Below are 13562 nucleotides of genomic sequence, written 5' to 3'. Positions count from 1 at the left end.
TGCGCAAATATCTTAATTATTACTGAAACGTGAAAGTTAATAAGCGTTAAATTTCATAGGATTAAAGACGAATTTATCAGAAAATTCATTGAATTTAACTCAAAATTGAAAAAACTTGTACTATCTGTCTTTTCACTTTCCACCAAATTCTTATCTTTGAAACTATGAATTGGGAAGAAATTGTAGGACAAAAAAAAGTTATAGAAACGCTTAAAGATGCCATAGATAAAGAAAGAGTAGGGCATGCTCAGTTATTTATTGGCGAAGAAGGTTTCGGCGTTTTACCATTGGCTCTGGCTTATGCCAAAGAAATTCTCAAAAGAGAAAATGAACATGCTGCTTCTAAAGTAGAGCATCTCAATCATTTAGATTTGCATTTTAGTTTCCCAGTTTTTACAGAAAAAAGCAATTCTCTGAGTCAAAGATTGTTTGAGGATTATAGAACCATGATTTTAGAAAATCCTTACGCTTCCATCAATGATTGGAATGAAGTTTTAGATGCTCAAAACAAGCAATTGTTTATTTCTGCAGATGAAGTAGATGCGTTAAACCAAAAATTTGCGCTAAAAAGTTTCGAAGGTGGAACTAAAATTCTCATTGTTTGGCGAGCCGATAAAATGAATGTGACAGCAGCCAATAAATTTTTAAAATTTCTAGAAGAGCCACCAAAAAAGACCATTATTTTGCTTCTTGCAGAAAAAATAGACACCATTTTACCTACTATTTTATCAAGATGTCAAGCGATAGAAGTGCCTAGAATAGATGATGAAAGCTTAGAACAAGGAATCAGAGATCAATTTGATGTTTCCGAAGCAAAAATAAAAGAAGTCATTCATCAAGCGCAAGGAAATTACAATACCGCGCTACAATTGCTTCAAAATGATTCTGCGAATGAAGAATTTGAAGAACTTTTTATCGATTGGGTGAGAAATGCTTTCATGGCGAAAAAGAAACCAGAAGTTTTGAGAAATATCGTTTTGTGGGGAAGAAATATCGCTTCTTGGAATAGAGAAAAACAGAAAAATTTCTTAGATTTTTGTTCTGAAATGTTCAGATTGGCATTATTGCAAAATTATGATGCAGAACATTTGGTTTACAAACGTTTATCTAAAAACGGATTCAATTGGGAAGCGTTTACCAATTTTATTCACGGCGCTAATATTGTAGATATTTTGGAAGAAATCTCTGATGCTGATTTGCATCTTTACAGAAATGCAAATGCCAAAATTGTTTGGACGGATTTAGGCATAAAATTAACCAGATATATTCACCGAAGTGCATAAAAAAATCCCGAAATTTTCGGGATTTTATTTTTTCTAAGCTGCTTTTTCTTTTTTAGCAGCACAACAAGATTTTTTGTCTTTGTTGGCTTCAGCTTTACAGTCTTTTTTGTCTTTAGAAGCGCACTCTTTCTTTTCTTTTGCGCTACATTCTTTTTTATCTTTTGCTGCGCAACAAGATTTTTTCGGTGTTTCTTGAGCCATTCCTAATGTAAATACTGATATGGCTAATACTGCGATGATTCTTTTCATATTGTTTAATATTTAGTTCATCAAAAGTAATAAAAATTATATTATCTAACATTTTACATTGATAAAATAAATCAATCAATCGTTTGATTGATTTCTAAATTTACTTACATTTGCGCCTTCAAAAATCAAAATAATGGAACATTCTACGGATAAAAAAATTCTCTATGTTGCAGAAAAACTATTTGCAGAAAAGGGTTTTGACGCTACTTCTACTAGAGATATTGCAAAATCTGCTGGAGTAAATGTCTCGATGATTTCTTATTATTTCGGGTCAAAAGAAAAACTTTTCGAAGAAATTTTTAAAGTGAGAATGAAGGAAGGACAATCTTTTGCCTATGAAATTTTAGAAAATCCGCAGCTCAATGAATGGGAAAAACTCATTAAAATTATAGGAAATTATATCAATCGTGTGAAGACTTTGCCAGAATTTTATTCTATTCTTCAATCGGTTTATAATATCAATAATAGTGGAAACGAACAGATTTTAAGTTTTCTACGAACTTCTAAAATTGGTTATATCAAAATTTACCAAAGAATTCTAGAAGAAGGCTGTGAAAGTGGTGTTTTTACCAAAAAGCCCGATTTGTTTTTTCTCCATTCTGTGATTGTAGGGACAGTTTTTTATTCTAAACAAGGCATGAATTTGTATAGAGAACTTTCTGGAAATCAATCAGATGAATATTATAATATTTATTACGACAATCTTACCCAAAATTTAACCATATTATTAAAAGACCTTTTAGGTTATGAACAAAAAAATTAGAAACATCTTTGGGATTTTACTTTTTAGCATGAGTATTTCCCAGATTTCGAGCCAAGAAACGAGAGCGATTTCTCTGAATGAAGCGGTAAAACTCGGAATCGAAAATAGCAAAAATCTAAAAATAGATGCTGCTAAAATAGAAGAAAGTACAGCGCAATTGCTGGAAGCAAAGAACAATAAGCTTCCTAGCCTGAAATTGGGAGCTACTTATTTACATCTTTTCAGCCCAAATGTTAATCTTAAAACAGAAAATGCAGGTGCGGCGAATAGTTTGAAAATTAATGATGTTATGTACGCTTCTGCCAATCTTTCTTATCCCATTTATGCAGGTGGAAGAATAAAATACGGAATTCAGTCTGCTGAATATTTGGTAGAAGCTTCTAAATTATCTGCAGAAAATGACAAGGAAGCCATTGCTTTTAACATTTCTCAGGCTTACAATAATTTGTTCAAAGCATCTCAAATCATCAAAGTTTTAGAAGAAAATCTTTCGGCTTCACAGAAAAGAGACGAAACATTTTTGAAATTAGAAAATAACGGTTTGATGGCAAGAAATGACCGATTGAAAGCTCAGTTGCAAACGTCTAATATTGAACTTCAGCTTTTAGATGCGCAAAACAATTACAGCATTGCCAATATTAATATGGATTTGCTTTTAGGTTTGCCCGAAACTACCATTTTAAAAGTAGATGAAGATTACATCAATGAAATTTCTGAAAATCAGCCTGTTTCTTATTACTTAAGTCAAGCTTTGCAAAACAGAAAAGATTTACAAGCACTCGATTATCAGAGAAAAGCAGCAAATTTAGGAACCAAAGCTGCAAAAGCTGAAAATTTACCAAGTTTGGCAATTACAAGTGGTTATGTAGCAGCAGATATTCCAGGATTTGTAACCATTACTAACGCGATTAATATAGGATTAGGTGTTTCTTATAACTTAGACAATCTTTGGAAGAAAAATTCTTCTTTGCTAAAATCTCAATCCAGAGAAAAACAATTAGAAGCCAATAACGAACTTCTGAATGACCATATAAAACTAGAAATCAACAAGGATTTCCAGAATTCTAATTTGGCCAAAAAGAAAATAGAAGTTTATGAGCGCGCATTAGAACAAGCGACAGAAAATTACAGAATTACCAAAAATAAATATGATAATGGCTTAGCAAATATTACCGATTTGCTAGAAGCAGATGCAGCTTTGGTAGGTGCTAAAGTAAATGTAATTAATTCTAGAGCAGATGCTGCATTAGCATACAAAAAACTATTACAAACCTCAGGAATTCTTAATCAATAATCAAACTCTAATTTAGATATAAACATTATTATAAAATGGAAAATCAAACAAAAAATAAAAAAAATCCAGTTTTTGGGATTATTTTAACCATCGTTATTGTGGTAGGTGCTATTTATGGTTACAAAAAATGGTCTTACAGCAACGCTCACGAAGAAACAGATGATGCGCAAATTGCATCTAATGTAAGCCCTGTGATTTCTAAAATTTCTGGTTATGTAGCAGAAGTAAGGGTAAAAGACAATCAGTTTGTGAAAAAAGGAGATACCTTAATTATCCTTGAAAATAAAGACCAATTAATGACTTTACAACAAGCTGAAGCTGCGCTAGGAACTGCTAAAAGCAATCTAAATACCGCTCAAGCTGGTGCTGCAGCAGCGAATAAAAGCATCAGTACATCAAACGCAGCAGTGGCTACTGCAAATGCACAAATTGAAGCAGCGAAAGTAAACGTTTGGAAAACTACTCAAGATTTGAAACGTTATGAAAATCTAGTGAAAGACCATTCCATTACGCAGCAACAATATGACCAAGTTTTGGCAGCGAAACAAGCAGCAGACAAGCAATTGCAAATTTTGGTAGAACAGAGAAATCAAGCTGCTCAGCAAACAGGTTATGTGTCTTCTCAATCAGAAGCAACTTCTCAACAAATTGGCATAGCAAGTTCTATGATTAAACAAAGAGAAGTAGATGTGCAAAATGCTAAATTAAATCTTTCTTATACTGTAATTACTGCTAAACAAGATGGTTATGTTTCTAAAATTCCAGTACAGGTAGGTCAGTTTTTACAAGCAGGTGCACAGTTATTCAGCATTGTTTTAAATAATGACAAATGGATTGTGGCAAATTTTAAAGAAACACAATTAAACAAAATGGTAGAAGGTCAAAAAGTAGAAATTAAAATAGATGCTTTCCCAGATGATGAGTTCGAAGGAGTGGTAAGTTCTATTTCGCCAGCTACTGGTTCTACTTTTTCTCTACTTCCTCCAGATAATGCAAGTGGAAATTTCGTAAAAGTAGTTCAAAGAGTTCCTGTGAAAATCACTTTTAAGGATTTAAAGCCTGAAGTAGCCAAAAGACTAAGAGCTGGAATGAATGTTTTAGTAGACGTAGAAGTAAAATAGAAAAAGTAAATGAGAAAAGTTTAGAATGGAATAAATTCTAAACGACACTCAAAACTTGAAATAAAAATTTATGCAAGATTCATTAGTAGAATATGGTGCAAGACGAGTGATTATTACCATCACTGCCATTCTCTGTGCATTGCTAGAGATTGTAGACACTACCATAGTAAATGTAGCGCTGAACGAGATGAAAGGAAATCTGGGCGCTACACTTTCTGAGGTAGGTTGGGTAATTACCGCTTATGCGATTGGTAACGTCATCATAGTACCCATGACGAGTTGGCTTTCGCAACAATTCGGGAGAAGAAATTATTTTGCGGCTTCTATTGTGATATTTACGGTTTTCTCATTTTTATGTGGAAATGCGAGCAATATCTGGGAACTCGTTATTTTTAGATTATTACAAGGAATAGGAGGTGGTGCACTTTTGGTAACTTCTCAAACGATTATTACAGAGTCTTATCCCATTGAGAAAAGAAGTATGGCACAAGCTATTTATGGTTTGGGTGTTATTATTGGTCCTACATTAGGTCCGCCATTGGGAGGTTATATTGTAGATAATTTCAGTTGGCCTTATATTTTTTATATCAATATTCCTATTGGGATTGTAGCGACTTTGCTTACGCTTCAGTTTGTAAGAAGTCCTAAATATTCTGAGAAAAAATCTGCAAGTGATGTAGATTGGTTAGGGATATTTTTATTGGCAATAACAGTAGGTTCTTTACAATATATTTTAGAAAGAGGTCATGAAGACGATTGGTTCGAAAGCAAAGTAATTCTTTCCCTTACTTTGATTTCTTTCTTTGGACTCATCTTTTTTATCTGGCGAGAATTAACGTATAAATATCCGATTGTAGAACTTCGGGTGCTTAAAAATGGAAATCTGAGAATAGGAACGGTCATGTCATTCATTTTAGGCTTTGGTTTATACGGTTCTACTTTTATTATTCCGCTTTATACGCAGAGTATTTTAGGTTGGACAGCTTTACAATCAGGTGCTTTGATGATTCCAGCAGCATTAACCACCGCTTTTATGATGCCCATAATCGGTAGGTTATTAACAAGAGGAGCGAAACAACAAGTTTTAGTAGCTTTAGGATTGTTTATCTTTTTCATTTATAGTTTTTGGGGATATAAATTATTAACTCCAGATACTGGAAAAGACGCCTTCTTCTGGATGCTTATTGTGAGAGGAGCGGGTTTAGGATTGTTATTTATTCCTATTACATCACTTTCATTAAGTACATTAAAAGGAGCTCAAATTGGTCAAGGAGCCGCTTTTACAGGGATGATGAGACAGTTGGGAGGCTCTTTTGGAGTAGCTGCAATCACCACTTTTATTTCCAATCAAAATATGTTTTACAGAAGTGATTTGGTTTCGAAATTAGATGTCAATAGTTTGCAGGTTCAACAAAGAATTGCGGCATTAAAAGCTAATTTTATTGCCAAAGGAATGACGCCTGATCAAGCGCTCGCTTCGGCGTATAAAATTCTAGATTTTTCTGTCATGAAACAAGCTACGGTGCTTTCTTATATGGATGTCTTCCTCTATTTAGGAGTCATGTTCCTTATTTGTATTCCTTTTATTTTATTCATTAAAGAAAGAAAAGGTGGCAGAACAATAGACCCAAGTGAAGCTATGCACTAAAAATAAAAAAGACATCAAAATTTGATGTCTTTTTTTTACCATTTTTTTCTTCTTACATATATAAAGGTGATAATCACGATGAGTCCCATCAAACCTAATGTTGCAAAATAGCCATAAGGTTTTGTGATTTCTGGCATGTACTCGAAATTCATTCCGTAAACTCCCGCAATAAAAGTAATAGGCAAGAAATAAACCGAATAAATGGCGAGCATTTTCATTACCTGATTGGCTTTTTGGTCAGAGAGTGCCAGAAACATGCTCATTAAGTTATTGGTTTGCAAATGCAAATGGTCAAAATCACTGATGGCATCTTTATAACTGTCTTTCAAGTCCTTTATTTCTACAGAATCTAGAGGTAATTTTTCAAAAGAACTCACCCAATCAGAAGAAAGATTCAGCACTTTCAAATTCAATCCAACTTTTCTTTTGAATCGATAAAGCCTTTTCAGTTGAGAAGAATTAGAAACGTTTTTTAGAAAAACTTCGTTTTCCATTTTATCTAATTGGTCTAGAAGCACTTCGTTTTCATGTTCAAAGGAAATAAATATTTTTTGTCCTAAATGAAGTGCTAATTGATAAGGAGTTTTGAAATTTTCTGGGTGAATTGCTATTTCTTTCAAAAGGGATTTTATCGCATCGTTTTCTATTCTGTGAACAGTAAGAATGAGATTATCTTTCAAGAAAATTCCCAATTTGGTACTTACATCACTTATGGTATTGAGGATGAGCCTTTCGGTAGAAGTATTTAATCTGGTCAGGAAAAATTTTAGATTGCCATTGTCTTCAAATTTTGGCAAGTGATTGGGGTCTATACAGTCTTCTAACCAATAGTGATTGATATCATATTTTTTAGAAATTTCGGCAATGTCTTCTTGCTTCATTTCTAAGATATCTATCCATTCATATTCTATGGTTTTATGAAGTACACTTTCGGTCATAGTCTAGTTTCATTAATTTTATCAAATGTATAAATTTTTTATATACTTATAAAAATGCATGAGTATATAATTATTTATAAAACACTTTAATACATAATATTTATGACTCATGTTAATTATATGTTAAAAATAAAGTCTTACTTTTGTACCCCACAAATTTTAAAAACTTTATGATTAAGAGTGTAATAAAAGGATATGGTTATTATGTTCCTGAGAATGTGGTAACTAATGACGATTTGTCTAAGTTGATGACTACTAATGATGAGTGGATAACAGAAAGAACAGGCATCAAAGAACGCCGTCACAGAAAAAATAGAAATGACAGTGAAGAAACTACAGCGTTTTTAGCAAAAAAAGCAGCTGAAAAGGCTTTAGAAAAAGCAAATCTAACAGCTAAAGATTTAGATTTCATCGTTTTTGCTACTTTAAGTCCAGATTATTTCTTCCCAGGAAGTGGTGTAGTTTTACAAGAAATGCTAGGTTGTGATACTATTGGTGCATTAGATGTAAGAAACCAGTGTTCAGGATTTGTATATGCAACTAGTGTAGCAGATGCTTTTATCAAAACAGGTACTTATAAAAATGTATTGGTAGTTGGAGCAGAAGTTCACTCTTTTGGTTTAGATTTTACTGATGATGGTAGAGGTGTTTCTGTAATTTTCGGAGATGGAGCAGGAGCGATTATTCTTTCTGCGTCAGAAGATGAAAACGAAGAAGGTATTTTAGCAGTAAACATGCACTCAGAAGGAAAATATGCTGAAGAACTAGCAGTTAAATTCCCTGGAACCAAATTAGGATGGATGGATAGAGTTCTTTATGAACCAGAAGCTGTTGAAAGACAAGATATTTATCCAGTTATGAATGGTAACTTTGTATTTAAACATGCGGTTACCAGATTCCCAGAAACCATGATGGAAGCATTAACTAAAGCTGGAAAAACTCCAGAGGATTTAGATATGTTCATTCCACATCAAGCGAATTTGAGAATTGCTCAGTTTGTTCAACAAAGATTTGGTTTACCAGACGAAAAAATATTCAATAATATTCAAAAATACGGTAATACTACCGCAGCATCTATTCCTATCGCATTATGTGAGGCTTTAGACCAAGGAAAAATTAAAAAAGGAGATTTGGTTCTTCTTTCAGCTTTCGGAAGTGGTTTCACTTGGGGAAGCGTACTTTTCAGATATTAATTTGATTAATCTATGATAATTAAGACCTTTCAGTATTTTCTGAAAGGTTTTTTTTGTAACTAAAGTGACAAAATCGAAAAATAATTACCCTCTTTTTATTAATTTTATATGATATTTATCAAAATTGACAAATGTCAGCAAATAATAAAGGAATTTATTATAAGGTAGTTTGTAATTTTGTTCCAGAAATTATAAGAGAAAAATAACAAATTAATATATTATGGCTACAACAGCAAAAAATGAAAAGTATGTGTATTCCTTCGGTGGTGGTAAAGCCGATGGAAATGAGTCAATGAAGAATCTACTTGGTGGAAAAGGTGCTAACTTAGCAGAAATGGCAGGTCACAAAGATCTTAAACTACCTGTTCCTCCCGGTTTTACCATCACCACAGAAGTATGTACATATTTCTATGATAATAAAAGACAATATCCTTCTAACCTAGAAAAGCAAATAAAAGATGCACTTGCTCAAGTTGAAAAATTAATGGGCAAAAAATTCGGAGACGTTAAAAATCCTTTATTAATGTCTGTTCGTTCTGGTGCTAGAAAATCTATGCCAGGAATGATGGATACCGTTCTTAACATTGGTCTTAATGATGAAACTATCCAAGGTCTAATCGCAGAAAGCGGAGACGAAAGATTTGCTTACGATGCTTACAGAAGATTAGTAATGATGTATGCAGACGTAGTAATCGAAAAAGCAGGTGGTATGGAACCAGCGAAAGGTATTGGTATCCGTAAAATCATGGACGAAAGATTAGAAGAAGTTAAAAAAGAAAAAGGCGTAGAATTAGATACTGATCTTTCTGCTGATGATCTTAAAAAATTAGTAAAAGAATTTAAAGCTTTAACTAAAAAACACCTAAAACAAGACTTCCCTGAAACTCCATGGGATCAATTAATGGGTGGTGTAGGTGCTGTATTCGCTTCTTGGAACGGAAAACGTGCAATTGAGTACAGAAGAATCGAAAGAATTCCAGATGAATGGGGAACTGCTGTAAACGTACAAGCTATGGTATTCGGTAACATGGGTAATGATTCTTGTACAGGTGTAGCTTTCACTAGAAACCCAGGAAACGGTGAAAATAAATTTTATGGAGAATATTTAGTAAATGCTCAAGGAGAAGACGTAGTAGCGGGTATCAGAACTCCAGCTCCTATCAATCAATATTCTAAAAATGACCACAGTAAAAATTTAACTACTTTAGAGAAATTCATGCCAGAGCAATACAAAGAGCTTGATGAAATTCAACAAAGATTAGAAAAACACTACAAAGACATGCAAGATATAGAATTTACCATCGAAAAAGGTAAACTATACATGCTACAATGTAGAGTGGGTAAAAGAAATGGTGTATCTGCAGTAAAAATGGCTGCTGATATGTACAAAGAAGGAATGATTGATGCAGAAACTGCAATCCTTAGAGTAAATCCTAATCAGTTGGTAGAATTATTATTACCAATGTTCGACCCAGACATCGAAAAAACTCATAAAGTAATTGCTAAAGGTTTACCAGCTGGTCCTGGTGGTGCTGTAGGTAGAGTAGTATTCTCTTCAGAAGATGCTGTAGAATGGGCTTCTAAAGGAGAAAAAGTAATCTTAGTAAGAGAAGAAACTTCTCCAGAAGATGTAGATGGTATGCACAAATCTGAAGCAATTCTTACTACAAAAGGTGGTATGACTTCTCACGCAGCTTTAGTAGCTAGAGGTTGGGGTAAATGTTGTATCGTAGGATGTAGCGAAATCTCTATCCACGATAAAGAAAAATATTTTGTAACCAAAGACGGTAAAAAAATAAAAGAAGGAGATTGGGTATCTCTAAACGGTAGTAAAGGAACTGTTTACGAAGGTTCTTTACCATTAATTGATGTAGATTTAAATAAAAATCAATCTTACAAACAATTGATGACTTTAGTAGATAAATACAAAACAATGGGTGTAAGAACCAATGCTGATACACCTAAAGATGTAGAACAAGCAACTTATTTTGGAGCAGAAGGTGTTGGTCTTTTCAGAACTGAACACATGTTCTATGGTGAAGGTAGTGATAAACCATTATTCTTATTAAGAAAAATGATCATGAGTGACACCGAACAAGAACGTAAGTCAGCACTTAATGAATTATTCACTTTCGTGAAGAGAGACATTAAAGCTACATTAGAAGTAATGAAAGGAAATCCAGTAACCATCAGATTACTAGACCCACCATTACACGAATTCGTACCTCACGATAAAGCAAAATTACAAGAGCTTTCTAAAGAGTTAGGTGTAAGCATGAGCATCTTAAACAGAAGAATTCTTGCATTACACGAAAACAACCCAATGCTTGGTCACAGAGGTGTACGTTTAGGAGTTTCTTATCCAGAAATTACCGAAATGCAAGTAAGAGCAATCTTTGAAGCAGCAGGTGAATTACAAAAAGAAGGCGTAAAAGCATTCCCAGAAATTATGATTCCTGTAACTTGCGGTAGACACGAGCTTTCTCACCAAAAAGCAATCGTAGATAAAGTATACGATGAAACTTTAGAGAAATTAGGAGTTAAAAAAATTCCTTACATGTACGGAACCATGATTGAAATTCCTAGAGCAGCACTTAAAGCAGATTCTATGGCAATGGTAGCAGACTTCTTCAGTTTTGGTACTAATGACTTAACTCAAATGTCGTTTGGTTTCTCTAGAGATGATATCGGTGGATTCTTACCTAAATATCTAGACCTTAAATTATTACCTGGAGACCCATTCGTATCTATTGACCAATCTGGTGTAGGCGAATTAATCAAAATCGGGGTAGAAAGAGGTAGAAAAACAAAACCAAACTTAAAAGTAGGTATTTGTGGTGAGCACGGTGGTGATGCAGAATCAGTGAAATTCTGTCATTCTATCGGTATGAATTATGTAAGTTGTTCTCCATTTAGAGTTCCTATCGCTAGATTAGCTGCTGCACAAGCTGCAATCGAAGATAAAAAATATGTGAAAACTTCATAACAATATTTATAATTAACAATGATAGGCCGCGTAGAAAATTCTATGCGGCTTCTCTTTTTACTAAATTTAAGAAACATTTAACCTCCTAAAACTTTGTACTCTCGTTTACTTGCAGTAAATTAGTGTGTTTATTTAACATTCCTAAAAACGCTAAAATCACCATGACTTACCAAGTAGTGCCTCATTCTCTATTCTCTGAATTTGATATTCATCTTTTCTGTGAAGGAAAACACTTTAAACTCTACGAAAAAATGGGTTCTCATAAAGTACAAATAGACGGTAAAACAGGAATCTATTTTGCGGTTTGGGCTCCTAATGCTAAACAAGTTTCCGTAATTGGAGATTTCAATAATTGGGATTCTAGAGTTTCTGAACTCAAAATCCGTTGGGATGGTTCTGGGATTTGGGAAGGTTTTATAGAAGGGTTAGATTTTGGTGTGATTTATAAATATGGCATTCAAACATATAGCGGTGCTTATTTAGAAAAAGGCGATCCTTATGCTTTAAAATGGCAACAAACCATTCAAGCTGCTTCTATTGTAGATACTACTTTCTACGAATGGAAAGACCAAGAATGGATGAAAAATCGCCATCAAAAAAATTCTTTAGAATCTCCTATTTCGGTTTACGAAGTTCATTTGGCTTCTTGGATGAGAGGAACAGATGATCCTAATCGTTTTTTCACGTACAGAGAAATTGCAGAAAGACTCGTTCCTTATGTGAAGGAAATGAATTTTACACATGTAGAATTTATGCCTGTGATGGAATATCCTTTCGATCCGAGTTGGGGTTACCAAATTACAGGTTTCTACGCAGCGAGTTCTCGTTTTGGTACGCCACAAGATTTAATGTATTTAATAGAAGAATTGCACAAAAATGAAATTGGCGTAATTCTCGATTGGGTTCCTTCACACTTTCCAGGAGATGCGAATGGTTTGCATTTTTTTGATGGAAGTTTTCTCTATGAACACGAAGACCCAAGAAAAGGTTTCCACCCAGATTGGAAATCTCACATCTTTAACTATGGCAGAAACGAAGTAAAATCTTTCCTGATTTCAAATGCTTGTTTTTGGCTTGACAGATATCATGCAGATGGTTTACGTGTAGATGCAGTGCGTTCTATGCTTGAGTTAGATTATTCTAGAGCAGATGGAGAATGGGAGCCAAATAAATATGGAGACAATAGAAATCTTGAAGCGATTGATTTCATCAAAGAGATGAATACAATTGTGTACAGAGAATTTCCAGATATACAAACGATTGCAGAAGACAGCAGTGATTTTCCTAAAGTTACCAAACCTATTTATGATGATGGATTAGGTTTCGGAATGAAATGGATGATGGGTTGGATGCATGATACTCTTGATTATTTCGAAGAAGATCCTATTGCTAGAAAATATCATCATCACAAACTTACTTTCAGTACCATGTACATGAATAATGAAAACTACATGTTGCCATTATCTCATGACGAAGTAGTACACGGAAAAAGCAGTTTGATTTTTAAAATGCAAGGTGACGAATGGCAGAAACATGCCAATTTGAGAGCATTGTACACCTATATGTACACGCATCCAGGTAATAAATTGCTTTTCATGGGTGGTGAATTCGGGCAAACTCACGAGTGGGATTTTAGCCAAAGTTTAGATTGGCATCTTCTACAATATCCTATACATCAAGGATTGCAGAATTTTGTGAAAAATTTGAATACGGTTTTCAAATCCGAAAAAGCACTCTACGAAAATAATTTTATTCCATACGGTTTTGAATGGATTGAAGCCGATGATGCAGATAATTCTATCTATGTTTTTCTAAGAAAAGGAAAATCTGTAGATGAGGTGCTCATGTCTGTATTGAATCTTACTCCTAGAACTTTCGACTATAAAATTGGAATAGAAGAAGGAACAAAATGGAAAGTGATTCTCAATTCAGATGCTCCAGAATTTGGAGGAAGTGGAGTAGTTCCAGAAATCAAATGGTACGAAGAAACTCCTTGGAATAATAAACCCAATTCTATGATTGTTACTTTGCCACCGCTTTCAGGAATTATTTTAAAGCAAATAGAAAAAAAACTAATAAAAAGATAA

Annotated in this window: 10 protein-coding genes; 8 read left to right on the top strand and 2 right to left on the bottom strand. The window is 33.8% G+C overall.

Annotated features, from left to right (window positions below):
• The first annotated feature begins 164 nt into the window (after window positions 1-164).
• Complete coding sequence (locus ACT53I_RS06610; protein WP_476078977.1) at window positions 165-1283, top strand: DNA polymerase III subunit; 1119 nt, start codon at window positions 165-167, stop codon at window positions 1281-1283.
• 33 nt (window positions 1284-1316) lie between these two features.
• Here the strand turns inward: ACT53I_RS06610 and ACT53I_RS06605 are convergent, their stop codons facing one another.
• Entirely contained in the window at window positions 1317-1532 is a 216-nt protein-coding gene (locus ACT53I_RS06605) for a hypothetical protein (protein ID WP_069797345.1), read from the bottom strand.
• A gap of 133 nt (window positions 1533-1665) precedes the next feature.
• Here ACT53I_RS06605 and ACT53I_RS06600 point away from each other — a divergent pair, with 133 nt between their 5' ends.
• From ACT53I_RS06600 to ACT53I_RS06585, 4 genes are all read left to right on the top strand, one after another.
• Window positions 1666-2295 (top strand): TetR/AcrR family transcriptional regulator, encoded by a 630-nt coding sequence (locus ACT53I_RS06600; RefSeq protein WP_476078976.1) that lies wholly within the window; start codon window positions 1666-1668, stop codon window positions 2293-2295.
• A complete protein-coding gene (locus tag ACT53I_RS06595; protein ID WP_476078975.1) occupies window positions 2279-3589 on the top strand; it encodes a TolC family protein in 1311 nt (436 codons plus the stop codon). Before ACT53I_RS06600 ends, ACT53I_RS06595 begins: the two co-directional genes overlap by 17 nt.
• Window positions 3590-3624: 35 nt before the next feature.
• Window positions 3625-4710 (top strand): HlyD family secretion protein, encoded by a 1086-nt coding sequence (locus tag ACT53I_RS06590; RefSeq protein ID WP_476078974.1) that lies wholly within the window; start codon window positions 3625-3627, stop codon window positions 4708-4710.
• Window positions 4711-4780: 70 nt separating this feature from the next.
• On the top strand, window positions 4781-6358 hold the full coding sequence (locus ACT53I_RS06585; protein WP_476078973.1) for a DHA2 family efflux MFS transporter permease subunit: 1578 nt from the start codon (window positions 4781-4783) through the stop codon (window positions 6356-6358).
• A 35-nt stretch (window positions 6359-6393) separates the two neighbouring features.
• Here ACT53I_RS06585 and ACT53I_RS06580 read toward each other — a convergent pair whose 3' ends face one another.
• Window positions 6394-7296 (bottom strand): CorA family divalent cation transporter, encoded by a 903-nt coding sequence (locus tag ACT53I_RS06580; RefSeq protein ID WP_476078972.1) that lies wholly within the window; start codon window positions 7294-7296, stop codon window positions 6394-6396.
• A 170-nt stretch (window positions 7297-7466) separates the two neighbouring features.
• On the opposite strand from ACT53I_RS06580, the gene ACT53I_RS06575 reads away from it, so the two are divergent.
• The 3 genes from ACT53I_RS06575 to glgB all read left to right on the top strand — a co-directional run bounded on the left by ACT53I_RS06575 (window position 7467) and on the right by glgB (window position 13562).
• Window positions 7467-8489: a 3-oxoacyl-ACP synthase III family protein gene (locus tag ACT53I_RS06575; protein WP_476078971.1), complete on the top strand. Its 1023-nt coding sequence runs from the start codon at window positions 7467-7469 to the stop codon at window positions 8487-8489.
• 220 nt (window positions 8490-8709) lie between these two features.
• The gene (gene ppdK, locus ACT53I_RS06570; protein WP_476078970.1) at window positions 8710-11475 is read left to right on the top strand and encodes a pyruvate, phosphate dikinase; all 2766 of its coding nucleotides are present in this window, start codon (window positions 8710-8712) and stop codon (window positions 11473-11475) included.
• 161 nt (window positions 11476-11636) lie between these two features.
• Complete coding sequence (gene glgB / locus ACT53I_RS06565) at window positions 11637-13562, top strand: 1,4-alpha-glucan branching protein GlgB (protein WP_476078969.1); 1926 nt, start codon at window positions 11637-11639, stop codon at window positions 13560-13562.

The sequence above is a fragment of the Cloacibacterium sp. DMC96 genome (assembly GCF_056313765.1).
Note: the sequence above shows the minus strand (reverse complement) of the source record. Positions and strands in the feature narration are given on the sequence as shown.